The sequence below is a fragment of the Pseudoalteromonas sp. Scap25 genome, assembly GCF_013394125.1.
In the GTDB taxonomy this organism is placed as follows: Bacteria; Pseudomonadota; Gammaproteobacteria; order Enterobacterales; family Alteromonadaceae; genus Pseudoalteromonas.
Window position 1 is genome coordinate 669,432 of the sequence record NZ_CP041328.1, and the last position, 25,053, is coordinate 694,484.

Below are 25,053 nucleotides of genomic sequence, written 5' to 3' on the forward strand. Positions count from 1 at the left end.
AATAATGCAACAAACAATTGGTAAAAAAGCAGTGATTACAGCCCTATAGCTGCTATAAACTAGTGTTAATAGCTAATTTTTGTTATAACGTACTCATTAGACGAACACGTCATACCACTTTTAAGAGAACACACTATGCCTTACGCACATATCACTGGTTGGGGGAAATGCATTCCACCAGCTAGCATCAGCAACGACGAAATAAGTGAAATTGTAGATACCACCGATGAGTGGATCACCACGCGTACCGGTATCAAAGCACGTAGAGTAAGCCATGTAACTACCGCCGAGCTTGCTAGTGTAGCTGCAAAACATGCCATTGCTTGTGCAGGTATAGATGCAAAAGACATCGATTTAGTTATTTTAGCAACGTGCACGCCGTCAACTGTAGTGGCAAACACCGCTTCATTGGTACAAAAAAATATCGGTGCCACAGGCGCTGCAGCCATGGACACCAATGCAGCATGTTCTGGTTTTTTATATGCTTTACAAGCTGCGACTGCGCAAATTCAGGCCGGTATGATCAAAAAAGCCGTAGTTATTGCCGCTGAACGCATGACGTGGTATGTAAACTGGGCACGACGCGACAGTGCTGTTTTATTTGGTGATGGTGCCGGTGCCGTTGTGCTTGAAGCAGCAGAAACACCTGCAGGCTTATTAGGGACTAAAACCGGCTGTGACAGCGAAGATCGTGATATTTTACACATTACTAATTTCGGCAGTGATTTAAATAAATATGAGCCAATTGGCCCATCAGATCTTTTATTTGAAGGTCGTGAAATATTTAAACGTGCGGTTAAAGGCATGAGTGAAGCCTGTGACGACGTGCTTGAACAGGCAAACCTTAAGTTAGACGATATAGACGTACTTGTGCCACATCAAGCTAATTTGCGCATTATTCAAGCAATTCAAAACCGTTTAAAGGTTGAAGACAGCAAAGTAATGGTTAACATTGGCGAATACGGTAATACCTCTGCTGCGACGATTGCCATTGCGCTGTGCGAAGCCGTTGAGCAAGGTTTAATTAAGCCGCATGCCAATATTATGTCGGCTGCATTTGGAGCAGGCCTAACGTGGGCGGCAAGCTATATCAAATGGGGCGAGCGAGTAACACCCATTGCTGTTAGCGATGCTATGCTTCCACCGTGTGATAAAACAGGTTTAGAGCTTGTTGCACCAGCTGTAAAAGCGTGTAAAGACGCAGAGCCTGGCTAAAAGCTAACATTACCCCAAGCAAATATGTATTGATAAAAAGCGCACTGAAAGCAGTGCGCTTTTTGCTTTTTAAGGAAAATATATGCAACTACTAGGCATTCATCATGTAGCCATCATTTGTAGCAACTACCCACGCTCTAAAGATTTTTATAGTGAAATATTAAAACTCACGATTATTAATGAGCACTACCGAGCAGAGCGTCAGTCTTACAAACTCGATTTAGCTTTACCTGATGGCAGTCAGTTAGAATTATTTTCGTTTAATGATGCGCCAAGTAGACCAAGCTACCCCGAAGCACAAGGACTTAGACATTTAGCATTTAAGGTTAGTAGTGTAGAAAACAGTAAAACGTATTTAGAGTCGCATGGAATCGACGTAGAAGAAATAAGAGTGGATGAAATTACCGGCAAAAAATTCACCTTTTTTGCCGATCCAGATGGTTTACCCCTTGAGTTATATGCGCTTTAACATCAAATAACTCAAGGCAAGGTATGTTTGATTTAGTTAACCCTAGTTAGGTTAGTTAAATCGATTTTGTAGGTAAGTAAATACTGCACGAATACCCAGAGCTTCACCACCTGCAGGGCGCCCTGGTAATGCTCGTAAGTTCCATGCCATTACATCAAAATGAACCCATGGTGTGTTTGGCTCTACAAATTCTTTCAAATAAAGCGCAGCGGTTATTGCGCCACCATATGGCGTACTTGAACAGTTAGTCATATCAGCCACATCGCTTTTCAAAAATGGGGTGTATTGCTCGAATAACGGTAATTGCCAAACAGGGTCGTTAACTTGCATCCCCGAATCCATAATCGCATTAGCTACATCACGTTCCGTTGAGAAAAAGCCTGGCAGTTCTGTCCCTAAAGCAACACGGCACGCGCCAGTTAAAGTAGCGAAATCAATAATTAATTCAGGATCATCGTTTTGTGCTTCGCTTAGCGCATCACACAGAACTAGTCGCCCTTCTGCATCAGTATTATCTATTTCGACCATAATACCTTTACGTGTTTTTATTACATCGCCTGGGCGAAATGCATTACGCGAAACGGCATTCTCAACCGCAGGGACTAACACGCGAAGACGTATTGGTAAGTTAGCGGCCATAATTAGTTGTGCTAAGGCAATAACATGTGCGGCCCCGCCCATGTCTTTTTTCATGTTACGCATGCCTGAACTTGGTTTTAAATCCAGTCCACCTGAGTCAAAACATACACCTTTACCTACTAATGTAATTAGCGGCGCATCAATCGCACCCCACTTCAAATCGAGTAAACGCGGTTTGTTTTCACTTGCACGGCCTACCATATGAATAGTTGGGTAATTTTGTTCTAATAACTCATCACCTACCCATTGAGTAAACTCGCCGTCGAATGTATCAGCTAAATCGCTCATTACCTGTGATAAGTGCTGCGGCATCATATCAGCAGCGGGGGTATTTACTAAATCACGGGCTAGATTAATTGCATCTGCTTGTTGTTTTACTTGTTCATATAATGTTTTATCAGCAATGCCAAGCTGAGCTTTAGCTGTGGCTTTTTGTTTATACTCACTGAACTCATAACCACCTAACACAAATCCTAAAGCAAGTTGAGAAACTAACGATTCATCACCCTGAATTTGATAGCATCCTTTAGGTAATTTACTTGCAAGCTCGCCAGCGGCCCAAAAATCATCAGCTCGTTGCATAATACAAAATACTTGGCTTAGTTCACCCGTTTCTGCGTTTGGTATTAACGCCAGCCCTGACTTTTCAAAATCGGTATTTGCAAGCCACTGCTGCACAAAGCTCGGTTGCTGAGTAAGCCAGTCTGTTAATTCATTTTTAACAACAAAAGATAGAGGGATACCTGAAGAGGTATGACAAAGTAAAGCGCTCATTAATGACTCACATAATAGAAATTGATGTCCTAGCATAACAATAAGCACTATTAAAAGGTATAGCTAATTATACTCTAACTAGCTTACTTCTTTTCGGAGGGAGTTGAGTCTTGCTGTTGGTTTTGTTGAGTAATTTCTTGATCAATTTCTTTCATAGGCTTATTCATACTAAAAGAGCTCGGCAAAACATCAACACCCACTAACTGCCCTAGCTTAACAACCAATGGAATAGTTAATGGTGCAAAAGGTAATAACGCAAAAATGCCTAGCCCCAACCCTTTTAAAATATCAACAAACTGCTCATTGGCGCGTTTTAGCTCTGCTTTGTTTGTTTGCCCTTGAGTATAACGCTTGTAGGTTATTAGCATCTCTTTGGTTTCTTGCCTTTCTTGAGCAAGGGCTATTTTAAGCGCGACCATAGCACGGCGAAAACGCAGTTGCTGTCGCTTTTTACTAATTTTAGCAACCCGCCAGGGGGCACGATGAATGACTTTATATAATCGCATAGCCTGTATTCTCACACAGCGCTCTAAGTTCACAAAGAATAATTTACACGCTTTGTTCAATCATTTATTCTAGGTGTCCTTTTTTCCACTTTTGTAATAAAAAATGCAAAAAAATCGCCCCGAAACTAAACCCGAAAGACCAAAATCTGATGAATGCTGTGGCGGCGGCAGTTGCTGCCCTTGTGTGTGGGATGAATATAAAGAAAAGCTGGCAGCGTGGAAAAAACATCATGGTGAAAATATCAACAGCAAATCAATTTAATTCAATAATATAAAATGACTAAATTAACTTATTTAGTTAGTCATTATGTATCAATGTCTGTTTTTTCCTCCTTTTCTCGCCCTAGCTGCAATTAACTCTGCGTTATTTTTAGATAAATCATTTGTTTCAACTTGTTAAATAGTGGTTAATTTCCCATTGCCCTCTTTAGTTTTTTTATCTATAGTCTATTTCGAGGACTCACAGGAGGTGCGCTTAATTAATTAAGCTTTTAGGAGTGAGTTAGCTATATTTGCTCCCCATTGAACGTGAAATGTCCACAATAATAAGTCAGTAATAGACTATACAAATCAATTCTAACTGGGGATATTTAGAATGAAATTAAAAAGCAACGCGCTTCAACAGGCCATCAAATTTGCTCTAGCAACAACAGCCGCAGGCTTGTTTGTTTCTGGTTCAGCAATTGCTCAAGAAGAGCAAACAGAAGTTAAAGTAAACAAAAATGTAGAAAAAATTGCCGTAGTAGGTACGCGCTCTGCGCCCCGCTCTATTGGTGACTCACCTGTTCCTATCGATATCATCGGTGGTGAAGAACTTAGCAAATCAGGTAATACTGATATGCTAGAGCTGTTAAAAGGGGCTATTCCTTCTTTAAACGTTCACTCAATGCCAATTAGTGATGCCGCTTCACTAGTGCGCCCTGCAAACTTACGCGGACTACCTTCAGATAGCACATTAATCTTACTTAACGGCAAACGTCGTCATCGCGCTTCAGTTATTGCCTTTTTAGGTGGTGGTATTAATGATGGTGCGCAAGGTGCCGACATTTCAGTTATTCCAAGTATTGCACTGAAACAAGTAGAAGTACTTCGCGATGGTGCTGCTGCACAATATGGTTCTGATGCAATTGCTGGGGTTTTAAACTTCCAACTTAAAGATGCCTCGGAAGGCGGGTCATTTGAAGTTCGAAAAGGCCAATATTACGAAGGCGACGGTGATACAACCCAAATTTCAGGTAATGTGGGTTTACCGTTTACCGATAGCGGTTTTGCAAATTTAAGCTTTCAGTACAAAACAGCCGATGCGACTAGCCGCTCGGTACAAAGACCGGATGCCGCAGCACTTGATGCAGCTGGTGTTCCCGACATTGCTCCAATCACCCAAGTATGGGGTGCACCAGAGGTTGATGACGACATCTCTATCTTTGGTAATGTTGGTTTAGAGCTAACTAATGACTCACAATTTTATATGTTTGGTAACTATTCTGAACGTGATGTACGTGGTGGTTTTTATTACCGTAACCCGCATACTCGCCCTGGTGCATACTCAAATGATGGTGGCGAAACACTCCTTGTTGGTGATTTAACCGGCGACATGAGCGGTAATTGTCCAACAATCATGATTGATGACAACGTTCTTGATAACCCTGACTACATTAATGGTGTAGCAAACAACCCTGATTGTTTCGCATTTAACGAAATGCTTCCGGGCGGTTTTACACCAAACTTTGGTGGCAATATCACAGATACGTCACTCACTATTGGTACTAAAGGCGAGTTTACTGGCGGCTTTTTAGAAGGCGCTTACTATGATTTAAGCGGTACTGTAGGGTATAACGAATCTCGCTACTTTATATACGACACAATCAATGCATCATTGGGTCCAGATAGCCCGCGTGATTTTAGCCCAGGTAAATATGAACAATTAGAGAAAAACTTTAATTTTGATATTTCAAAGGGTTTTGACTTTGACTTAGCTTACGATGTAAACATTGCCGGTGGTTTAGAGTGGCATGAAGAAACCTTTACCGTGGTATCAGGCGATGAAGCTTCGTTTATAGCTGGCCCACTAACTGATCAAGGTTTTGGTATTGGTTCTAACGGTTTCCCTGGATTTAAACCATCAGATGCAGGCGAATACGACCGTCGAAACTATGCAGCTTACATTGATATTGAAGCGCCATTTACTGAAGAGTTCTTAATGGGCTTAGCGCTTCGCTACGAAGATTACGATACCTTTGGTTCAACCACTAACTATAAGTTAATGGGTCAATACCACCTTACTGATGATCTGAATATTCGAGGTTCAATTAGCACCGGTTTCCGTGCACCTACCGTAGGCCAAGCGAATGTTAGTAACGTACAAACTAACTTAAGCAGTGGTGTACTGGTAGATTCAGCTTTGTTACCACCTACAAACCCAATTGCTATTCAACTTGGTGGTACTGAACTTGAGCCTGAGGAATCACAAAGCTATACCTTTGGTGCGGTATACACCATGGGCGATTTATTCTTAACAGTTGATTACTACAACATCCAAGTAGATGATCGTATTAGTCAGTCAGATAAAATAGAACTTAGCCAAGCAGATAAAGACACGCTCGAAGCTGCCGGTGTACCTAACGTACAAAACTTAGCGCAAGTTAGTTTCTTTACCAATGACTTTGATACCACTACTCAAGGTGTTGACTTAGTGGCTAACTACTCAGCTGAATTATTCAATGGTAGTTCTACATTTAGCTTAGCGTACAACTGGAATGAAACAGAAGTAACACGCTCAAGTGATATCACAGGAGCATTTAAAGTAAGCCGTCTTGAAAATGATTTACCTAATCACCGTGCAACACTGAGCTGGGCACAGCAATGGGAAAGCTTTTCAGCATTTTCTCGCCTTAATTACTTTGGTGAGTACCAAGGTGTTCACGTAGATTATGATGAAACCGCTAAAATAGCTGATGCAGCAGTAACATTAGATGTTGAAGTAACTTACTTTATGAATGACTCAATCAGTTTCTCAGTCGGTGCACAAAACCTACTGGACCAAGAAGCAGAGAAACTTGATTTTACCGTAGCACCTAATAACAATTGGGGTGGTAAGTACTACGAAACTTCTCCATACGGTATTAATGGTGGTTTTTACTACGCTAAAGCAACCTATACTTTCTAAAATGTGTTAACAACAAGAAAAGGCGAAATGTGTAATGCATTTCGCCTTTTTATTACCCTCTATAAACCCATTTAAAATGACCATTACACTCGCATTTTTTATGGCGTTAGGGTTATAGTAAATAAAAAGAATATTTGTTGTATTATGCTACTAAAAAAAGCAAATGAGTTATTATCACAAAACAAGCTTAGAGAAGCTGAGTTTCATTACAAAACGCTTTTACAATCAGAGCCAGACAATGGTGACGCCCTATTTGGCCTAGGTAAGGTAGCATTGCGTTTAGAACAATTTGATGCCGCTGTGTATATACTACAACGGGCGTGTCAGCATCTACCCTATGTATTAGAACCCTTATATGCACTAAGTGATGCATTTAATGCGGTCAACTCCCCTGAAGATGCGCAAAAAGTACTCGAATACGCAGCCAGTATTGCTACAGAAAACCCAGACACTCATTATTATTTAGCTCAGCACTATTTAAACTTTGGCGAGCTTGATAAAGCGCAGGCCACATTTGAGGAGGCATTAAAGCTTGGGATAGCACCGGTTACGGCTTATGTTTTATTTGAATTGGTACAATTAGGGCGCTTTAATAAAGCAAATAATTACATTGATCAGTTACACCATTTTTTAACGCAAACAAATAACCTACGCTTAAAAATGGTCTGTTACTATGCTTTAGCTAAAAGTTACGACAAGTTAGATGATACTGATCAAGCATTTAATTACTTTGTTATTGCCAATCAGCAACAACGTAAACTCAGTGAATTTAATACTGAGGATTTAATTGGGTTTTATGATCAACTTATTGAATATCACAATGAAAGTGTGCTCAATTTAGCAAAACTAAACAAACAGTACCCTGTCACACCCGTGTTTATTATTGGCATGCCACGAAGCGGTTCAACCTTACTTGAGCAAATGTTAGCAGGGCACAGTCAATGGGCAACGCTTGGAGAGGACACCAGTATTAGTAATAAGGTAGTTGCTTTTTTAGAACATAAAACAGGATTACGCTACCCTCAATGTTTAGCTAAACTAACAACGCCTTTAATTAACCAAGCCAGAGATATTTATTTAGATACGTTAAGCTCTTTTGGAGGCAACTGCCCATTTGTGATCAATAAACTGCCGAGCAACTATCAAAACTTAGGGCTAATTTATATTTTATTCCCAGATGCTAAGTTTATTAACCTGACCCGCAACTTTCACGCAACCGCCTTTTCAGTGTTTACTAATTACTTTGCTGAAAACGAACCCTATTTTTGTGATTTAAATCAGTTTACTTTGTACCATCAGCTTTATGAAAAACTGATGAGCCATTGGCAGCAATTTAACCGCTTAGCTATTTATAATTTAAGTTACGAGCAGTTAATTGAAAATCCCAAGGAACAGTTAACCGCACTATTGAGTTTTACGGGCTGCGAATTTGAACACACTTGTTTAGACTTTTACAAAAATAAAAGCGCCGTTACAACGCTTAGTAAACATGCCATCAGGCAACCTGTAAATAACAAAAGCCTTGATAAGTGGCAGCGTTATGAAGCCCCTTTACTTAATTTGCTCTCGTTGCCTCAAACCAGTTAAGCACATCCATAAACTGTTCTTGACGTGCCTGAGGGTGAGTAAGCATATTTATATGGTCGTAATCTACTTTGTGCCCAAAGCGGCGGCCATATATTTGCATCTTTTGCACCCCAGTACCTGACTCATCAATAAATTTTTGAATATCGATAGGCTGTGCCAATGCTTTATCTTTTACTGCCGCAATATGTAACGTTGGAGGAAGCGTAAGATTTGCTAATGTTTTAGCGTAGTCAAAGCCGTCATCACTGTCTATCCATGGCTTTTGCTTGGCCCACTGCATACTTTGGTAATGCGACTTTTGAGTTTCATCATCACTGCCCCACTTTAAGCGTTTTGCCGGTAAATAACCGTGTTTTTTCGCTAAAATTGGTGCCATAAAATACCAAATCAAATTGGCCTGGAATAATTTTTTTGGGTGGTTATTAAATAGCGAACGCTTTGAACCAAAATAGGCACACGCTTTTACATCGTTTATCAACTCAGGGAAGCGAGCAAACACGCTATTAAGCAACACCCCCCCCCAAGAATGAGCAACTAAAAAGTCAGGTTTTTTACTCTCTAACTGTTCAATTTTTTCAATGAATGCCGGAATATCCTCAACAATCGCCTCAGTTTGTCCATAACGTGCTTGTTTACAAATGGCAGGCTTACTTTCACCACGCCCGCGTAAATCAGCTACGTAGCAACTATACCCTTGTTCAGCTAAAAAAGGCGCTAACCCTTTATTGCTATGAGTGTAAAATATTTTGCCATTTTCTACCGCGCCATGAATTAATAGCACCACAGGCCCACTTGGCTGCTGGTTTGCGATACGGCGCAAATGCAGTGTTTGATGGTTACCTAATTTAATAAAAACAGACTGTTGAGTAACTGCCAAAGCGAATTCCTTATAATTGCTAACAACTCATCCTACCAGTAATAACTGGTAAGCCAAAGGGAAAATTATGCACTTTTTCTGTCTGTATTTGTTACTATTGGCTTTTATTCCTGTTGTTAAAAAAGCCTCATGAAAGCAAAATCAACTCGTTCTAAATTACATCCGCGCAATCAACACAAAAATGGTTACGATTTTAATTTGCTTACCTCGCAAACCCCTTCGTTAACTGCTTTTTTAATTACGACTCCAGCAGGCAATCAAAGTATTGATTTTAGTAATAACTTAGCTGTAAAAACCTTGAATCAGGCGCTATTAAAAAGTCATTACAACATTAACTTTTGGGACATTCCTGAGCACAATTTATGCCCACCTATTCCAGGTAGAGTTGACTATATTCATTACTTAGCTGACTTACTCAGCGAAGATAATCAGCAGGTTATTCCCACTGGCCGACAAATTAAAGTGCTTGATATAGGCACTGGCGCTAACTTAGTTTACCCGCTAACGGGCAGTAGCGAATACCAATGGCACTTTACTGGCAGCGATATAGACTCTGCAGCAATCAAAATAGCCAAGCAACTCGCTCAGTTTAATGATTTAAAAATAACGCTTAAACAACAAAAAAATCCTGAACATATTTTTAAAGGGGTGATTAATGCGAAAGATTTGTATCATTTAACGATGTGTAACCCGCCATTTCACGCCAGTGCAGAAGAAGCCAATAAAGGCAGTGAACGCAAATGGAAAAACTTAGGCAAAGCGCCTTCGCAAGCACTTAATTTTGGAGGACAAAGCAATGAGCTATGGTGTGAAGGTGGTGAGCTGGCCTTTATTTCTAGCATGATTAAAGAAAGCAGTGATTACAGTGACCAAGTAATTTGGTTTACCTCGTTGGTTTCTAAAAAAGAAACTCTGGCAGCCTTACAAGCACAGCTAAAACAACAGCCTATTAGTGAATTTAAAATTGTTGAAATGGCACAAGGGCAAAAAGTCAGTCGCTTTATTGCATGGAGCTATTTTGATAAGGCCACCCGTGAACAAATTTGTGAAGAATTAGCATAAAAGCCACATAAGGACACCTCATGATAGATTTTCGCTCAGATACAGTAACAAAACCGTGCAGCAAAATGCGGGACATTATGTATCATGCCCCCGTTGGCGATGATGTGTATGGTGATGATGAAAGTGTAAACCAATTAGAAGCTTATGCTCGATTACGTTTTAATATGCAAGATGCACTTTTTTGTAGCTCAGGCACACAAACAAATCTGCTTGCATTAATGGCCCATTGTGAACGTGGCGATGAGTATATATGTGGCCAAAGTGCTCATAACTACAAGTTTGAAGGCGGTGGCGCTGCCGTTTTAGGCTCTATTCAGCCACAGCCTATTGAAAATGAAGCCGATGGTAGTTTGTGTTTTACTAAAATTGCTGCAGCAATTAAACCCGATGATAGCCACTTTGCAAAAACCCGCCTGTTAAGCCTTGAAAACACCATAGGTGGTAAAGTACTGGGTATTGATTATTTACTCAAAGCCCGCGAATTTGTTAATCAACATAACTTAGCACTGCATTTAGATGGTGCCCGCGCTTTTAATGCCGCTGCCGAGCTTAACGTTGATATTAAAGAAATAACCCAACATTTTGACTCTGTATCTATTTGTTTATCAAAAGGGTTAGGTGCACCTGTTGGTTCATTATTGCTTGGTTCAACAGCATTGATAGCCAAAGCAAGACGCTGGCGAAAAGTGCTTGGCGGTGGTATGCGCCAAGTGGGTATATTAGCTGCTGCAGGGCAATATGCCTTAGAAAATAACACGCAACGTTTAGTCGATGACCACGCTAACGCGCGTTATTTAGCAAAACAGTTAAGTGAAATTTCAGGCTTTAACGTAAATATGAGTAATACCACAAATATGGTTTACGCTACGTTTGATAACAGCATAAACATCACAAAACTAGCAGCCGATTTAAAAGCACAAGACATTGTGTTTAGCCCAAGTAAGCAACTTAGGCTAGTAACCCATTTAGGTATTACTAAAGCGGATATTGATACCTTTATAAAAGCCTTAACGGCCCATATTTAACGCGGCTTTATAATGTTTGCGGCACACCGACTCATAACGGTCGTTGCCGCCAATTTCTACTTGGTTGCCATCGGCAATAGCCTCGCCATTTTCATCGGTACGTAATACGTGATTTGCTTTACGCCCACAATGACATACCGTTTTAAGTTCTATTAACTTATCAGCCCAAGCAAGTAAATATTGCGAGCCGCTAAATAACTCACCTCTAAAGTCGTTTCTTAAGCCGTAACACAATACGGGAATACCTAATTCATCGACTACATCGGTTAGCTGCATAACTTGATCTTTAGATAAAAACTGACATTCATCCACGAGCACACAATGGCGTTTTTTATCACTATTGAGCGATTTAATTAGCTCGTATACATCTTTATTAGCATCATAAATATGTGCATCTGCTTGAAGGCCTATACGTGAGGATACTTTGCCCACTCCTGCTCTATCGTCAATGGCAGCGGTGAGGATCACCGGCTCCATACCACGCTCTTTATAATTAAATGCTGATTGTAATAAAGTGGTTGATTTACCTGCATTCATTGCAGAGTAGTAAAAGTATAATTGCGCCATGGCCGTGCCTTCAAATAAAAAGTGCGCTTATGCTACCCTAAAGTGCAGAGAATACAAATTTGGAAACGCTATTTTATTTAACCTGAACTCTGGTTAAGAGATTTACTAACATTTTGAATCAAAAATGATATTTGTGCTTATTTTTCTCTAGCTAGCGATTTTTAGTGAAAACAAGGCGAAATTACGCGTCAATAGCTCGCCTAATGCAAGTAAATTCAACGCAGTTAGCGCTGAAAATAGCTGCTTGAGATGGATTTATTAGCCGGAGTTCAGGTTATTTATTTTGCTTCATGCTCTAGTAACCATTGCTTGCGCTCTAGGCCACCTGCATAACCAGTTAGCTTTTTATTTGCACCAATGATGCGGTGACACGGCACAATAATACTGATTGGATTTTTACCATTTGCAGCCCCCACCGCCCTCACTGCTTTAGGATTATTTAATTGTATGGCAATATCTTTATAGGTTGCCACTTTAGCAAACGGTACGCTTTGTAATGCCTGCCATACGCTTTGCTGAAATGGTGTGCCGCCAGTATCAAGCTCTAAATCAAACTCAGTACGCGTATGAGCAAAGTACTCGTTAAGCTGTGCCACACAAGATAAAACATGTGAATTAGTCACCTTATTTAAAGGGGTACTAATATAACTGGTCGGTGGATAAAACCCCACATAACTAATACCGTTTTCAGTTGCCTGAATAATAATATCGTCAATCGGGCTGGGTAAACTGGTTTGCACTATCATAATTGCTGCCAAAGTTGAAAAGTTAAGTAAGATCGAAATGGTGCACAGTTCGCAGATTCAAACGAGCTTGCTGCCGCTTGGGCTTTTTTAACCCCTAAATCACCATCAAGTAAAATATCGGGTTGGCTTTGACCGCGCAGTTTTGCGTAATTAACCGTCCAAGGGCCAATTCCTTTTAAAGTAAGCCATTGGTCTAAATCATCCTCCTCGGGATGAGTAGCACAAAAATCAGCAAGATTATGCAGTGCATTTTTACGTGCCTGCGGCATTTTAAAAAAAGTAAAGTCACTGCCTGCCACTACTTTAGGTGCTGGAAAGTACACATTTCCTTCTTGCTGATCTGCAAGCTGATGCACCAATTGAGTCACTAAATTGTGCGCCGCAGTCACACTCACCTGCTGACCTAACACAGCGCGAATACCCGCTTCAAAGGTTGACCAAATACCTGGTAACCTTAAGCCTTTAGTAAGTGGAAATGCATTATTAATATGCTCGTTTAAATGCGCCTCAATTAAATAAGTATCTGCATCTAAATCAAGTACACGGCGAATGTTGTTAATAACTGGCTGTAAATATTGCGTATTATCTATATCGATTTGCACCCGAAAATGATGTTTATCTGCAATAAATTCAGCATTAAAGCGGCCTCTACACGATTTATAAGTAAAAGTACGCCCATAACTGGTTGGCGATAACCACTCTATTGGCTCTATTAGTCGTTTTGCTAAAAACCCATGCAATGCCTGCCAGTTATACGGCGGACGAAAAGGCAAAATTAAGGTCAGCCCAAGATCAGTTGGGTGCTTGGCGGTTCTGAGCACTGAGGGCGCAATATTAAGTTGTTTTAAAAAAGCATCATTGAATCGTCTTACACTTTTAAAGCCGGAGGCAAACGCTATCTCGGTAAGCGGTAAGCTGGTTTCTTGAATCAATTTTTTTGCAAAATGGCATTGGTTAAATAACCGATATTGAGTAACTGAAAGACCAAAATATTGAGAAAAAAGCCGCCTTAAATAGCGGCTGCTTATTCCTAAACGCGCGGCAAGTACTTCACAATCACACTCGTTATATTGATCAATTAACTGTTTAGCACGCAATGCCGTGGTTTTTGATCCCAGCCAAGCAGCACTACCTGGTGCACTATCGGGCCTACAACGTATACAAGGCCTAAACCCTGCTTGCGCAGCAGAGTGCGCAAACTGATAGTAAGTTACATTTTTTTCATGCGCAGTGGGCGCAGGGCAAATTGGCCGACAATAAATACCTGTGGTTTTTACCGCTACATAAAAAAGCCCATCAAAACGCGCATCGCGGCTCTGACGCGCTTTTTGCCAATGCTGATTAACCATAAATTGCTCTTATAAATTATGTAGCGCTTAGCTTAACAAAAACTAGATATAATACTGGCCATATTCGGTACTAATCTTTGTTTGCAAAATCAATCAATGCCTGACCCGTTAAACGATATATAATCCATTCATTCTGAGGCTCAGCGCCCATGCTATTATAAAAATCAATCGCGGGTTTATTCCAATCAAGCACTACCCACTCAAAGCGGCCACAGTCTTTGCTTATTGCTCTGTTTGCCAGCTCTTTCATGATTGCTTTACCGGCACCATTTCCACGGCTATCTGGGCTAACATATAAATCTTCTAAATAGAGACCATTTTTACCTAACCAAGTAGAGTAGTTGTAAAAATACACTGCAAAACCAATCGGCTCACCATCTTGTAAACAAATTAAACTGTGCGCTGTTGCGCCGTCGCAAAAAAGTGTATCTAAAATGGCTTGCTCATTGGTTTTAACTGCATCTGGCTCTTTTTCGTAAATGGCAAGCTCATTAATAAAATGCAGAATTGTTTTAGCATCACTTGGCTGTGCATCGCGAATTTCTATTGCTGTGTTCATTGTTATTGATCCTTTAAAAACTGCTTTTATGCCTATTAAATTTAAAATAAAAAGTGCCTAAATAATTATGATAACTTAAGCCATTAATACATTTATTTGTACCCTAGCATATCGTTTTTATATTCAATACGTAACTATCACGGGCTTATTTAAATTTAGCCATTAGGGTATCTAAAAAACAAATTAAAACAGCGCTTTTATAAATGGTTAAAAGTTGTCATTATGATAAAAAAGTAAAGCAATAAGGGAGTTTAACTAAAATGGGTCATGGTCACACACACAGTCACGTTGATGATAACCAAAGTGATAAACAGCTCACTCTTGCCGTATTTATAAATGTTTTACTGACTGTAGTGCAAGTTGTTGGCGGCGTATTTTCTGGCAGTCTTTCATTAATTGCCGATGCTCTACATAACCTAAGTGATGCGGCTTCTATTTTTATCGCCCTCGTTGCTCGAAAAATTGGCAATAAGCAGGCTGATACAACCCATCATTTTGGCTACAAACGTGCAGAGATACTAGCAACCCTTTTTAATAGCACTACGTTAATAGTCATCGGTGGTTATTTAATTTTTGAAGCGATAAATAGTTATTTAAACCCCCAACCAATTAACGGTTGGATTATTGTGTGGGTTGCTGCATTTGCGCTACTCATTGATTTAGTCACTGCGTTGTTAACTTATAAAGCTGGCGCTAAAAACAATATGAATATAAAGGCAGCGTTTATTCATAACGTATCGGATGCAATGGCATCAATAGTCGTTATTATTGCGGGTACTTTAATTATTTTATATCAATGGTATGTAGTTGATTTAATAGCGACCATTTTAATATCACTATATGTTATTTATCATGGTGTATTATTACTTAAAGCGAGCTGCAGTATTTTAATGCAAGCAGCCCCCATTGGTTTTGACCAGCAACTTATCAGCAAAAAATTACTGCAACAGTTTGCCATTACGCAAATAAAATCTATAAAAGCATGGCAACTGGACGATACTACTACTCACTGTGAAATTGTGATGCAAACAGATACCCCTATTGAGCTTAACGCCATCAAAAACTATTTACATGATGAATTTGCAATTGAGCACTGCGTAATTGAGTGCTATTAACCTCGGTGTGATTCTACAAGGTGCCTTGTAATTAAAGCTGAACGCATCTTTATTTTAATGCCTTGTGCAACATAACGCAGAAGGCCTGCTAACAATAATCCACTATCGGTACGAGTAAAACATCTATTTTTAACACAACGTTATATTCAAATCCCTACCAGCACCTAAAACACAAATAGAAATGATTATCATTAACCTTGCGTTTACTTTAAATTACTCTTAATATTGCGCCCATCATTAATACACTTAAACCATTCAAACGAAGGACCCGCATGTTTAAAACATCTCTGAGCTTAATAGCATTAATAGTCAGTGGCGCCAGTATTGCAGACGAATCAACGATCCAAAGAAATTTAAATCAAACAGAAATGGAGCACGTTATTGTTTCGGGGAGTCGTGTTTTTGAAAGTATTGATGAGGTCCCTGCTTCCATAACTATTATTAGTCAAAAACAAATAGAAGCACATTTAAAAGTTAATCCAGAATTACAAAGCCTTTTAGCACAAATGGTTCCTGGCCTTGCTCCAGATACTGGAAGCTCAAGTAATTCAGGACAAACTCTACGCGGACGCGCCCCACTGATCATGATTGATGGCGTGCCACAATCAACACCACTGCGTAACGGATCATTAGGCGTAAAAACCTTAGATCCAAGCGCAATAGGTCGAATAGAAGTCATTAAAGGAGCAACGTCGATTTATGGTAACGGCGCATCAGGCGGAATTATTAACTATATTACCAAGCAAGCACAAAGCGATGGCCAAACCCAAGGTGAAATAAGCTTATCGAGTCGTTTTAGTGCGGTAAAACTCGAAGAAAGCGCCGGCGCAAGGGTATCTGCTGCATTGAATGGTCGTGCCGATAAATTTAGCTACTTAGTAACTGCAAGCTATGAAGAAAACGGTGTACAACGCGATTCGCAAGGCGATATTCTCGGTTTACAATATGGTTTATCTGATGCCGTTACACAAAATTACTTCACTAAGCTTGGCTATGACTTTGATGATGAAAAGCAACTCCAATTTAGTTATAACTACTTTAGTTCACAACAAAAAACCGATTTAGGCGATGTTGTTGGTGATATGAGCCTAGGAGAAAAAACCTACGCCATTCATGTGCCGTCAGAATTGCAAAAACAAGGTAAACCCCAAGGGCCAGAAGGCAACGAAAATATAACCTTAAAATACACCGACTACGCACTGCTTGAAAACACACAAATGACGTTAGACCTCTATACGCAAGATATAGAAAATGTGTTTTTCTTCTCTCCAAGCCTTGCCAATCCTGATGAGAATTATCAAGGTGGTCAATCCGTTATAAGTTCAGAAAAAAAAGGCGCCAGAGCAACTTTTAATACCCAGGTTGACTTTGACTCAGTTGAAGCGTCATTTATTTACGGAATTGATGCATTAAATGATGTGACTGCACAACCGCTAGTTGATGGCCGGGTTTGGGTGCCAGAAATGGACATGAAAAGTGTCGCGGGCTTTTTACAAACTAAGTGGGTTATTGCTAATGACTTAATAATAAAGGCCGGTGTACGCAAAGAAAATATCGACCTTAGCGTAGACGATTATCGCACGCTTAAATTATGTAAAACAGCCACGCAATGCTCTGTGCCAATTAGCGTAAAAGGCGACACAGTTGATTACAATGCTACAACCTATAACGTGGGCATCAAATACAATCTAGATGAAAGATTCAGCCCCTTTTTAAACTACTCACAGGGATCTGATATATCTGATATTGGCCGCCTACTTCGCTCTGCTACAGTAAATGATATAGGCCTTATTCAAACACAAGCTTCAATTATCGATAATTATGAAATTGGTTTTAACTCTCAATTTGATGCAGTTCGTTTAGAAGTCGCAGCATATCGAAGCACCTCTGAGCTTGGCACTACAAACAAATTTAATGAAGTAACGGGTGTTTATGAACCGGTTAGAGCACCTCAAAAAATTTGGGGTTATGAAGCCTTAGTAGACTACACCATAAACCCATCTCTTAAATTACTGGCAACGTATAGTTATGTAGAAGGTAAAAATACTGAAGCAGATATATATTTAGGCTCTAAGCAAATCAGTCCACCAAAAGCCACAGCCAACCTTAACTGGCAACCTACGGACACCCTGTCACTAACATTAAGTTACTTGTATGTGGGTGATAGAAAACGCTTTGCTCCTAATGATAATGGTAAATATGTTGGCGATCAGGGGCCTGTCGATAACTACACGGTTTTTAATTTAAGCGGTCAGTATCAGTTTGCAGACAACTGGCAAGGTTTTATCGGGATAGAAAACCTATTTAATCAAGACTACTTCCCTGCCCGTGCGCAATCTTACACCTATGGTGGATACAACATTAAAGGTTTAGGTACAACGGCCACAGTGGGTGTTACTTATCAATTTTGATCACTTACGCGTTCATACTTTTACGGTATGAACGCGCTTATACCCTCAACTAACTTGCTGATCTAAAATACAAATAACAACTTGTCCATTTATTAACCAGCAATGCAAACTTAAACGAGAATCAAACTCAATATTAACCATATGATTTATAAGTAAATTACTTGCAATTCTGTGCCTATATACTAGACTAGCCACAATTAGAATTTTTAGGATAAGCGCTATGAAAGGTAATCAAAAAGTAATCGACGCCTTCAATACATTGTTAGCTAACGAATTAGCTGCTATTGACCAGTATTTTATTCATTCTCGTATGTACGACGATTGGGGCTTAAACAAACTTTATGAGCGTCTTAACCATGAAATGGAAGAAGAAAAAGATCACGCTGATTGGCTAATCAAGCGTATTCTTTTTTTAGAAGGCGTACCAAACATGACTAAACGTCGTGATCTGTTAATTGGTGACGATGTAAAAAGCATGATGCAAAACGACTTAACCTTAGAACTTGAAGTGGTTGAGTGTGTTAAAGAGGTTATTGCTATCTGTGAACAACAGCAAGATTATCAATCTCGTGAAATTTTAGAAAAGCTATTATTTGATACCGAAGAAGATCACGTTTACTGGTTAGAGCAACAACTGGGTCTGATTGACAAAATTGGCACTCAAAACTATCACCAAGCTCAAATGGGCGAATAAGGACTTATATTATGAAAGGCGATAAAGACGTTATTGCAGCACTAAATAAAGTACTTGCTAATGAGCTTGTGGGTATTAACCAATACTTTTTACATGCACGCATGTTTAAAGATTTTGGTTTTAGTAAACTAGACAAAGCTGATTACAAAGTATCGATACAAAAAATGAAAAACGCCGATCGTTTAATTGAGCGTATTTTATTTTTAGAAGGCCTGCCTAACCTTCAAGATTTAGGACGCTTACGCATTGGTGAAAACAGCGAAGAAATGATTGCCGCTAACATGAGCTTTGAACTTGATACAGTAGATGAGCTACGTGCTGCGATTAAACTAGCTGAAAGTAAAAAAGATTACATTAGCCGTGAAGCGCTCGATAACATTTTAAATGAGCAAGAAGAGCAAATTGATTGGCTAGAAACACAGCAACTGCTGATCAAAAACACTGGGCTTGAAAACTACTTACAATCGCAATTGTAGGTTAAAGTTATAAATACAAAAAAAGCAGCTAAGGCTGCTTTTTTTATGTTTAATTTTTTAAATGTTATACCAATTCGTTTAGATAGGGCCTACTTTTATAAATTACTATTAAGCCACTTGATCGGTTATATCTGCAATTTGAATCAGTTTACGATTGAGGATCTTTTTAGTACAGCAACAACACTTACCGCATTGGCTGCCCACTTTAAGCTCTTTAGTTAGCTCGCGCATGGTAGTAGCACCATCGTCGATGGTTTGCTCAATTTTTTTATCGGTCACACCGTGACAAAGACAAACATACATGAATACAAACAACTCTCAATTTTATTTAGTGGGTTTATATTAATCTAAACGAAAATAGTTATCAATTGGTTTTTTATAAAATTTGAATTTTTTGCATTTTTTTGGCCAACGCCACTTAAGTTGAGAATTCGCGGCAGGTTGAGAATTGTTTGAATTTCATTCGAAGTATGGCACTTAAATTGAGATTTATTAACTAAAGTCTCGCCTTAAATTTAAGTAGGTTTAGTTAAATAGTTGAATGATTTAAATTAATTTCATTAAGGCTGAAGAAACCTTAATGTATAAATACAAAATTAGTGCATGGACTCTGTACGGTTTGTGAAATAAGCAGACATTCACATAAAAATCGCTTATGTCCCACATATTTTAACTTAAAGACTTTTTTACGCTTTCTGTAGTAAGTTATTAACTAGTCGTTGATAACTTGCAACGGAGCTGTAGCTTCATATATTAGCTGACTATCTAGGTAAAACACCATGTAAGTAAGAACAAGGTGTTTTTATGAGGCATAAAGTCCGTAGAGTAGAGCTACTTAAAAATACTTAACAATGCTAAATCAGATCTTAAGTGCTGCACCCAAATGTAGTTTATATCGCTCCATATCGACTTTTACTTGGGGATTTTTCATAACATCGCTGCAAATAAAAGTTTCTAGTGGCTTCATTCCTAAAAACTGATTTGCTTTATGCACGGGTAAATACACACCATCTACCCCAGTCCCCTCAAAAAACTGCTCACTATCGATGAACGCATCTATTGGGGCATTCCACGTGACAGAAAGCATGTACTTTTTACCGTGAAGTAAACCTCCAGATCCATACTGCTTTGAAATATCACCTCTAGACCTACCGTCGCTTTCATACAACTTCCCGTGCCCTTTGGTAAACACCTCATCCATGTACTTTTTCACAGTCCAAGGAGGCCCCATCCACCATGCGGGCATCTGAAAGATTACCAAGTCAGCCCACAGCCATTTAGAAATTTCTTCATCGACATCATATCCCTTATCAATAGTCGTGTTACGAACATTACAGTTACTTTGTTCAAAGAAGTTTTCAGCAAAGGCTGTGAGCGAATTGTTAAGCTCACCTTGAGAGTGAGCGAAACATTTACCGCCATTTAAAATTAAGATATTTTTCACTATGTACTACTACCCATTCTTTCTTGAAATTCACTTAAAAACCTTTAATTGATAAGTGTCTGAAATTAAATATCTATTTGATGCCTTTTAATTCAGTCAGAATCTCTTTGCCCACTTTACGAGCTGATTGCGGGTTTTGACCAGTAATAACTCGCCTATCATTCACAACGTTTACCGTCCATGCAGCACCATAAATGTGCTTTGCACCTTTAGACATTAATGTATCCTGTAGTGAGAAAGGAACAACTTCTGTTAGCCCTACATTTGACTCTTCCTCGTTAGTAAATGCAGCTAATTTTTTTCCTTTAACGAGGTATTGTCCGTTACTAAGCTTGACGTCTGTAAGAGCCGCTGGGCCATGACAAATCGCGCTTACAATACCGCCTCGCTCATATATTGAAACAGTTAATTTATTGATAAGTTCATTGTTCGAGAAGTCCCACATAGTTCCGTGACCGCCTGCATAAACTACTGCTTGATAATCTTTACTGTTTACATCTTCAATCGCTTTTGTATTTATAATTGAAGCCATGAGCTTTTTATCATTTATAAACCTAGCATTATCTTCATCTGAAAAATCTAGACTTTTAGGGTCTATTGGGGCCATTCCACCTTCAATGCTAGCAACATCAACTTCAAAGCCTGCATCAGCAAGGACGTAATAAGGATGTGTTAACTCACCTAACCAAAAACCTGTTTTCATATCTAACGAACCCATTTTATTGTGGCTAGTCAGTACGAAAAGGATTTTATCCGCAGCAAAACTTGGAGCCGCGAAAACTAGTGTCATGAATAATAATAGAAATTTCATACTATCTTTCTCATATAAATTAAACCAACCGATTCGTTGGTTACTTGTTAAATACGCTACCAACTTTCATTGTTAGGCGTTGAAGCCCAAGTCTCAGTTTTTGGTAGCAGCTCACCTGCTTGTAACAACTCGACGAAAATATTATCCGCAGAGCGTATAAAAGCCATTTGACCGTCTCGAGGAGATCGATTTACTTCAATGCCTAGTTCCTGTAAATGAGTGTATGTCTCGTATATATTTTCAACTCTGTAAGCTATATGACCGAAGTTTTCCTGTATTTTGATACTCAGCTCCCATTTATAAGTAAGTTCAATTTGAGCGCTTTCATCACCTTGTGCGGCTAAAAGATAAGAGAAAACTTTGCTTCAAAGTAGTCTTTCCTTTTTAGAACTTTCAACCCTAGACCCTCATAGTAAAATCTTAGTGATGCTTTAATATCTGATATACAAAGCATTGTGCGAAGATATTTTATTTATCACAAGCCTTAAAACACACGAGCTGTTTTAATATCGACTGATAGCACTCTACCTTCTAAAGACTTTTGTAATTGAAGATAATGCGGCAGTGTCTTATGTTGCTCTAAAGTATCTATGTCACGCCACATTTCAATTAATGTGATTCTTTGTGACCCATTAACATCAGGGAAAACATCATAACGCTCGCATCCACTTTCAAAAATACTGTCACTCGCACATTCATAAATTGCATTTAATACGGTGCTGTAATGTTGTGTTTCACATAGAATATCCACAACAATCATTACTTCATTATCCATTTTTAACCTTTATCTTGGTTTATAAGGCTGCTTACACAGCCTTTAATTAAATAACAGAAATTTAACGCTCGATTACGATTTTACCTGTGGCTAACCCTGACTCTAGACGAGTGTGAGCATCTTTAACTCCTTGTAAAGTTAAAGGGAAAACACTATCGATAAGAGGTTTAACTTGACCATTATCCACAAGCCCAGCAAGTCGGCGTAAAATGTCACCGTGAGTCTCTCTATCGATGTTATGAATAATTGAAATCGCCATAAATACTAGGTCTAACCTTAGAGCCTTAAAGTGCATTTCAGTTAAGTTATAATCAGCATAACCAATTGTAGAGATAACATGCCCCTTCAGTTTTGCAGCGATTAATGAGTTTTGTAAAACGGGCCCGCCCACTGTATCAAATACCGTATCGAAGCCTTGATCATTGGTTAGTCGTTCAACATATTCCTTTGGCTCTTCTGTAGGGAATAGTACCGTTTCATCTGCGCCTAGTTGTTTTGCAATTTCTGCGCGAGCTTCATCTGCAACAGTCGTTGTAACATGTGCACCTAGTGCTTTTGCAAGCTGAAGACCAATGTGGCCTACGCCACCCGTACCACCATGAACCAACACTCTATCGCTTGGCTGGATTTCAGCTCGACCAATAATTGCTTCCCATGCTGTAATTGCTACTAAAGGCAAGCTAGCCGACTCACCAAAGCTAAGCGTTTTAGGTTTATGTGCTAATAATACAGCGTCAGCTTCAACCTTATCTGCAAGAGTACCCGGAATGCCAACGATACCGCCGACACAACCGTATACTTCATCACCAATTTTAAAGTTAGTCACACCTTCACCTACTTCACTGATTACGCCCGATACATCCATGTGAAGGATTGCTGGATAAGTCATACCAGCAGTGCCTTCACTGCCTTGACGGATTTTAGTATCAACAGGGTTAACACTTGTCGCTTTTACATCGATTACGACGTGACCGCGTTTTGGTTTTGGCGCATCAACTTCGATTTCATGTAAAACATTAACGTCACCATGACCATTAATAGCTATTGCTTTCATAATAATTTCCTCTTTGTTATTGACGAAAGTGATGTTATCAACATAATTAACAACCAAAAACACACTAAAAGTTTAATGATTAATTCCAAAAGGTTGATAATTTGATTGATTCAATAGAAGAACTAAAGATATTCAGTACAATTTTTGAACTCAAATCTATTCGAATGGCTGCTGATGCTCACAACCTAACGGCTGCAGCAGTGAGTAAAAGGTTGATAGCGCTCGAAAACAGACTGAGTGCTAAATTATTTTATAGAACAACACGGACCCTTAGTCCGACATTTACGGGTGAGAAGCTATATAACCATGCGCAAAGACTTTTAAGTATTAGCGATGAGATTGAACATGACCTCGACCCAACTAATACGTTAAAAGGAAAAATAAAAATAACTGCGTCAGCTTCTTTTACACAAAGCTATCTATTACCTGTGATTAGCAGCTTTTTAGAAAGTTACCCGCAGGTTAATATTGAAATCATTTCTACAGATAGTTTAGTTAATTTAACTGAACAAGGTGTTGATTTGGCGATTAGACATGGCCCTTCGCGAGATTCATCATTAATTGGTCAAAAGCTATCTGATACAAAGAGAGTATTATGTGCAACGCCGAGTTATTTAGAAAAAGAAGGAGTACCACAATCACCTGAATATTTAACTGATCATAGTTTATTAACCGTTGGGAATGAAACTAACTGGTCATTCATTAGAGAAAGTGAACGAAAAACAGTTAAATTAAACCCCAGCTTTTCTTCTAGCTTAGGGGATAGCGTTTTGGGTATGGTGGAATTAGATCATGGTATTGCACTCTTGTCAGATTGGCATATTAAAGAAGGTGTTGAAAAAGGGCGCTTAAAGGTTATTTTAGAAGATTGGGAATGTGACCCATCAATTTCAATTAACCTATTATATCCGTCTAGGAAAAACCAATCGATGATAGTTAGAAACTTCATTGACCACTTGAAAGAATGGATAAAAAGCAATCCGCTTTCAAAATAGACTTAACTTGTTGGGGTGTTCACTACTGTTAACTTTTTAGGGTAGTAGCCAGCGTCACTTAAATTGAGATTTATTAACTAAAGTCTCGCCTTAAATTTAAGTAGGTTTAATAGTTTAATTAACAATATTAATTACAACAAGCCTGAAGAAGCCTTAATGTATCAATATAGAATTAGTGAGTGGGCTATTTCCGTTTTGTGCCATGAGCAGACATTGGTAACGCCCTCCATAGTCTCTTGTTAGGCATTAGTGATAACAAACTCGTGGTAGCCTTCTGTTTCAGGAGGGTCAACTTTATCAACACGCATAACATTTAATTTAGCAAACAAACTATTCCAAAATTTTAACGCTAAACTATCGTTTAAGTGGACTGCTACATGCCACTGATTTGTTTCAACAGGCATCAAATTTTGAATAACAAATTTGGCAATGCCTTGTTTTCGGTATTTGGGTAGAATAAAAATATCAGCCAACTCAGGTATTTCTTTGCCAACGATCTCAGTTGGTTCTACGGTAGCAAAACCAGCAATTTGGTTAGAAACGAGTACAAGATAAATACTGCAGTCTTCCTCACCACGAACTACACATTCTAAATACTCTTCATCAATATCATAGCAACCATCTAAACCAATATCTTCTAAGTCAAATATACTTTGATGGTATTGATAAAACTGCCACAACATTTTTATTGCAGCGATATCAGTTGATTCAGCTTTTCGTATTGTAGTGTCCATTTT

At 39.1% G+C, this 25,053-nt stretch carries 27 protein-coding genes; 12 read left to right on the plus strand and 15 right to left on the minus strand.

Annotated features, from left to right (window positions below):
* Positions 1-135: 135 nt before the first annotated feature.
* Positions 136-1,215: a ketoacyl-ACP synthase III gene (locus FLM54_RS18430; RefSeq protein ID WP_178957333.1), complete on the plus strand. Its 1,080-nt coding sequence runs from the start codon at positions 136-138 to the stop codon at positions 1,213-1,215.
* Between the two features lie 82 nt (positions 1,216-1,297).
* Positions 1,298-1,684 carry a VOC family protein gene (locus tag FLM54_RS18435; protein ID WP_178957335.1) on the plus strand — a complete coding sequence of 129 codons (387 nt, stop codon included), beginning with the start codon at positions 1,298-1,300 and terminating at the stop codon, positions 1,682-1,684.
* Positions 1,685-1,735: 51 nt separating this feature from the next.
* Here the strand turns inward: FLM54_RS18435 and FLM54_RS18440 are convergent, their stop codons facing one another.
* Entirely contained in the window at positions 1,736-3,097 is a 1,362-nt protein-coding gene (locus tag FLM54_RS18440; protein WP_178957337.1) for a leucyl aminopeptidase family protein, read from the minus strand.
* An 83-nt stretch (positions 3,098-3,180) separates the two neighbouring features.
* Entirely contained in the window at positions 3,181-3,603 is a 423-nt protein-coding gene (locus FLM54_RS18445) for a hypothetical protein (RefSeq protein ID WP_178957339.1), read from the minus strand.
* A gap of 103 nt (positions 3,604-3,706) precedes the next feature.
* Here FLM54_RS18445 and FLM54_RS18450 point away from each other — a divergent pair, with 103 nt between their 5' ends.
* The 3 genes from FLM54_RS18450 to FLM54_RS18460 all read left to right on the plus strand — a co-directional run bounded on the left by FLM54_RS18450 (position 3,707) and on the right by FLM54_RS18460 (position 8,356).
* Positions 3,707-3,865: an oxidoreductase-like domain-containing protein gene (locus FLM54_RS18450; protein WP_178957341.1), complete on the plus strand. Its 159-nt coding sequence runs from the start codon at positions 3,707-3,709 to the stop codon at positions 3,863-3,865.
* A gap of 333 nt (positions 3,866-4,198) precedes the next feature.
* A complete protein-coding gene (locus FLM54_RS18455; protein WP_178957342.1) occupies positions 4,199-6,769 on the plus strand; it encodes a TonB-dependent siderophore receptor in 2,571 nt (856 codons plus the stop codon).
* Positions 6,770-6,913: 144 nt separating this feature from the next.
* On the plus strand, positions 6,914-8,356 hold the full coding sequence (locus tag FLM54_RS18460) for a tetratricopeptide repeat-containing sulfotransferase family protein (protein ID WP_178957344.1): 1,443 nt from the start codon (positions 6,914-6,916) through the stop codon (positions 8,354-8,356).
* Here FLM54_RS18460 and FLM54_RS18465 read toward each other — a convergent pair.
* Positions 8,325-9,233 carry an alpha/beta fold hydrolase gene (locus FLM54_RS18465; RefSeq protein ID WP_178957345.1) on the minus strand — a complete coding sequence of 303 codons (909 nt, stop codon included), beginning with the start codon at positions 9,231-9,233 and terminating at the stop codon, positions 8,325-8,327. The two genes, FLM54_RS18460 and FLM54_RS18465, sit on opposite strands and share 32 nt — an antisense overlap.
* Positions 9,234-9,362: 129 nt before the next feature.
* Here FLM54_RS18465 and rlmF point away from each other — a divergent pair, with 129 nt between their 5' ends.
* Positions 9,363-10,295 carry a 23S rRNA (adenine(1618)-N(6))-methyltransferase RlmF gene (rlmF, locus tag FLM54_RS18470; RefSeq protein WP_178957347.1) on the plus strand — a complete coding sequence of 311 codons (933 nt, stop codon included), beginning with the start codon at positions 9,363-9,365 and terminating at the stop codon, positions 10,293-10,295.
* 20 nt (positions 10,296-10,315) lie between these two features.
* The gene (gene ltaE / locus FLM54_RS18475; protein ID WP_178957349.1) at positions 10,316-11,320 is read left to right on the plus strand and encodes a low-specificity L-threonine aldolase; all 1,005 of its coding nucleotides are present in this window, start codon (positions 10,316-10,318) and stop codon (positions 11,318-11,320) included.
* Here the strand turns inward: ltaE and FLM54_RS18480 are convergent.
* The 4 genes from FLM54_RS18480 to FLM54_RS18495 form a co-directional block, all read right to left on the minus strand.
* The gene (locus FLM54_RS18480) at positions 11,303-11,887 is read right to left on the minus strand and encodes a thymidine kinase (RefSeq protein ID WP_178957351.1); all 585 of its coding nucleotides are present in this window, start codon (positions 11,885-11,887) and stop codon (positions 11,303-11,305) included. The two genes, ltaE and FLM54_RS18480, sit on opposite strands and share 18 nt — an antisense overlap.
* 278 nt (positions 11,888-12,165) lie before the next feature.
* Entirely contained in the window at positions 12,166-12,633 is a 468-nt protein-coding gene (locus FLM54_RS18485; protein ID WP_138626956.1) for a methylated-DNA--[protein]-cysteine S-methyltransferase, read from the minus strand.
* Positions 12,630-13,982 (minus strand): DNA-3-methyladenine glycosylase 2 family protein, encoded by a 1,353-nt coding sequence (locus tag FLM54_RS18490; RefSeq protein WP_178957353.1) that lies wholly within the window; start codon positions 13,980-13,982, stop codon positions 12,630-12,632. The genes FLM54_RS18485 and FLM54_RS18490 overlap by 4 nt, the downstream gene beginning before the upstream one ends.
* A 70-nt stretch (positions 13,983-14,052) precedes the next feature.
* Positions 14,053-14,541 carry a GNAT family N-acetyltransferase gene (locus tag FLM54_RS18495; protein WP_178957355.1) on the minus strand — a complete coding sequence of 163 codons (489 nt, stop codon included), beginning with the start codon at positions 14,539-14,541 and terminating at the stop codon, positions 14,053-14,055.
* Between the two features lie 260 nt (positions 14,542-14,801).
* Here FLM54_RS18495 and FLM54_RS18500 point away from each other — a divergent pair, with 260 nt between their 5' ends.
* From FLM54_RS18500 to bfr (FLM54_RS18515), 4 genes are all read left to right on the plus strand, one after another.
* Positions 14,802-15,656 (plus strand): cation diffusion facilitator family transporter, encoded by an 855-nt coding sequence (locus FLM54_RS18500; protein ID WP_178957357.1) that lies wholly within the window; start codon positions 14,802-14,804, stop codon positions 15,654-15,656.
* Between the two features lie 272 nt (positions 15,657-15,928).
* The gene (locus FLM54_RS18505; RefSeq protein ID WP_178957359.1) at positions 15,929-18,067 is read left to right on the plus strand and encodes a TonB-dependent receptor; all 2,139 of its coding nucleotides are present in this window, start codon (positions 15,929-15,931) and stop codon (positions 18,065-18,067) included.
* A 220-nt stretch (positions 18,068-18,287) separates the two neighbouring features.
* Positions 18,288-18,761 carry a bacterioferritin gene (gene bfr, locus FLM54_RS18510; RefSeq protein ID WP_013463107.1) on the plus strand — a complete coding sequence of 158 codons (474 nt, stop codon included), beginning with the start codon at positions 18,288-18,290 and terminating at the stop codon, positions 18,759-18,761.
* 11 nt (positions 18,762-18,772) lie between these two features.
* On the plus strand, positions 18,773-19,237 hold the full coding sequence (bfr, locus tag FLM54_RS18515; RefSeq protein ID WP_008112262.1) for a bacterioferritin: 465 nt from the start codon (positions 18,773-18,775) through the stop codon (positions 19,235-19,237).
* Between the two features lie 108 nt (positions 19,238-19,345).
* Here the strand turns inward: bfr (FLM54_RS18515) and FLM54_RS18520 are convergent, their stop codons facing one another.
* From FLM54_RS18520 to FLM54_RS18540, 7 genes are all read right to left on the minus strand, one after another.
* On the minus strand, positions 19,346-19,540 hold the full coding sequence (locus tag FLM54_RS18520) for a (2Fe-2S)-binding protein (RefSeq protein WP_010389142.1): 195 nt from the start codon (positions 19,538-19,540) through the stop codon (positions 19,346-19,348).
* 556 nt (positions 19,541-20,096) lie between these two features.
* Complete coding sequence (locus FLM54_RS18525) at positions 20,097-20,681, minus strand: NAD(P)H-dependent oxidoreductase (RefSeq protein ID WP_178957361.1); 585 nt, start codon at positions 20,679-20,681, stop codon at positions 20,097-20,099.
* Between the two features lie 73 nt (positions 20,682-20,754).
* Positions 20,755-21,492 carry a type 1 glutamine amidotransferase domain-containing protein gene (locus tag FLM54_RS18530; protein ID WP_218648507.1) on the minus strand — a complete coding sequence of 246 codons (738 nt, stop codon included), beginning with the start codon at positions 21,490-21,492 and terminating at the stop codon, positions 20,755-20,757.
* Between the two features lie 56 nt (positions 21,493-21,548).
* Positions 21,549-21,806, minus strand: coding sequence for a VOC family protein (locus FLM54_RS19005; protein ID WP_372239242.1), 258 nt, complete (start codon positions 21,804-21,806; stop codon positions 21,549-21,551).
* A gap of 26 nt (positions 21,807-21,832) precedes the next feature.
* A complete protein-coding gene (locus FLM54_RS19010; RefSeq protein WP_372239240.1) occupies positions 21,833-21,946 on the minus strand; it encodes a VOC family protein in 114 nt (37 codons plus the stop codon).
* Positions 21,947-21,976: 30 nt separating this feature from the next.
* The gene (locus FLM54_RS18535) at positions 21,977-22,267 is read right to left on the minus strand and encodes a putative quinol monooxygenase (RefSeq protein WP_178957363.1); all 291 of its coding nucleotides are present in this window, start codon (positions 22,265-22,267) and stop codon (positions 21,977-21,979) included.
* A gap of 61 nt (positions 22,268-22,328) precedes the next feature.
* Complete coding sequence (locus FLM54_RS18540; protein ID WP_178957365.1) at positions 22,329-23,321, minus strand: zinc-binding dehydrogenase; 993 nt, start codon at positions 23,319-23,321, stop codon at positions 22,329-22,331.
* A gap of 101 nt (positions 23,322-23,422) precedes the next feature.
* Between FLM54_RS18540 and FLM54_RS18545 the strand changes: the two genes are divergently transcribed.
* Positions 23,423-24,316, plus strand: a complete 894-nt coding sequence (locus FLM54_RS18545; protein WP_178957367.1) for a LysR family transcriptional regulator — start codon at positions 23,423-23,425, stop codon at positions 24,314-24,316.
* Between the two features lie 239 nt (positions 24,317-24,555).
* On the opposite strand, the gene FLM54_RS18550 is transcribed toward FLM54_RS18545, so the two are convergent.
* Positions 24,556-25,050 (minus strand): GNAT family N-acetyltransferase, encoded by a 495-nt coding sequence (locus tag FLM54_RS18550; protein ID WP_178957369.1) that lies wholly within the window; start codon positions 25,048-25,050, stop codon positions 24,556-24,558.
* Positions 25,051-25,053: the final 3 nt, after the last annotated feature.

Bases quoted from the DNA above. Each gene is read 5' to 3' on its own strand.
- FLM54_RS18530 (WP_218648507.1), bottom strand. From the start codon at position 21,492: ATGAAATTTCTATTATTATTCATGACACTAGTTTTCGCGGCTCCAAGT.
- FLM54_RS18540 (WP_178957365.1), bottom strand. From the start codon at position 23,321: ATGAAAGCAATAGCTATTAATGGTCATGGTGACGTTAATGTTTTACAT.
- FLM54_RS19010 (WP_372239240.1), bottom strand. From the start codon at position 21,946: ATGCTTTGTATATCAGATATTAAAGCATCACTAAGATTTTACTATGAG.
- FLM54_RS18500 (WP_178957357.1), top strand. From the start codon at position 14,802: ATGGGTCATGGTCACACACACAGTCACGTTGATGATAACCAAAGTGAT.
- FLM54_RS18485 (WP_138626956.1), bottom strand. From the start codon at position 12,633: ATGATAGTGCAAACCAGTTTACCCAGCCCGATTGACGATATTATTATT.
- FLM54_RS18490 (WP_178957353.1), bottom strand. From the start codon at position 13,982: ATGGTTAATCAGCATTGGCAAAAAGCGCGTCAGAGCCGCGATGCGCGT.
- FLM54_RS18505 (WP_178957359.1), top strand. From the start codon at position 15,929: ATGTTTAAAACATCTCTGAGCTTAATAGCATTAATAGTCAGTGGCGCC.
- FLM54_RS18550 (WP_178957369.1), bottom strand. From the start codon at position 25,050: ATGGACACTACAATACGAAAAGCTGAATCAACTGATATCGCTGCAATA.
- FLM54_RS18430 (WP_178957333.1), top strand. From the start codon at position 136: ATGCCTTACGCACATATCACTGGTTGGGGGAAATGCATTCCACCAGCT.
- FLM54_RS18440 (WP_178957337.1), bottom strand. From the start codon at position 3,097: ATGAGCGCTTTACTTTGTCATACCTCTTCAGGTATCCCTCTATCTTTT.
- ltaE (WP_178957349.1), top strand. From the start codon at position 10,316: ATGATAGATTTTCGCTCAGATACAGTAACAAAACCGTGCAGCAAAATG.
- FLM54_RS18535 (WP_178957363.1), bottom strand. From the start codon at position 22,267: ATGGATAATGAAGTAATGATTGTTGTGGATATTCTATGTGAAACACAA.
- FLM54_RS18520 (WP_010389142.1), bottom strand. From the start codon at position 19,540: ATGTATGTTTGTCTTTGTCACGGTGTGACCGATAAAAAAATTGAGCAA.
- FLM54_RS18460 (WP_178957344.1), top strand. From the start codon at position 6,914: ATGCTACTAAAAAAAGCAAATGAGTTATTATCACAAAACAAGCTTAGA.
- FLM54_RS18480 (WP_178957351.1), bottom strand. From the start codon at position 11,887: ATGGCGCAATTATACTTTTACTACTCTGCAATGAATGCAGGTAAATCA.
- bfr (WP_008112262.1), top strand. From the start codon at position 18,773: ATGAAAGGCGATAAAGACGTTATTGCAGCACTAAATAAAGTACTTGCT.
- rlmF (WP_178957347.1), top strand. From the start codon at position 9,363: ATGAAAGCAAAATCAACTCGTTCTAAATTACATCCGCGCAATCAACAC.
- FLM54_RS18495 (WP_178957355.1), bottom strand. From the start codon at position 14,541: ATGAACACAGCAATAGAAATTCGCGATGCACAGCCAAGTGATGCTAAA.
- FLM54_RS18455 (WP_178957342.1), top strand. From the start codon at position 4,199: ATGAAATTAAAAAGCAACGCGCTTCAACAGGCCATCAAATTTGCTCTA.
- FLM54_RS18435 (WP_178957335.1), top strand. From the start codon at position 1,298: ATGCAACTACTAGGCATTCATCATGTAGCCATCATTTGTAGCAACTAC.
- bfr (WP_013463107.1), top strand. From the start codon at position 18,288: ATGAAAGGTAATCAAAAAGTAATCGACGCCTTCAATACATTGTTAGCT.
- FLM54_RS18450 (WP_178957341.1), top strand. From the start codon at position 3,707: ATGCAAAAAAATCGCCCCGAAACTAAACCCGAAAGACCAAAATCTGAT.
- FLM54_RS18445 (WP_178957339.1), bottom strand. From the start codon at position 3,603: ATGCGATTATATAAAGTCATTCATCGTGCCCCCTGGCGGGTTGCTAAA.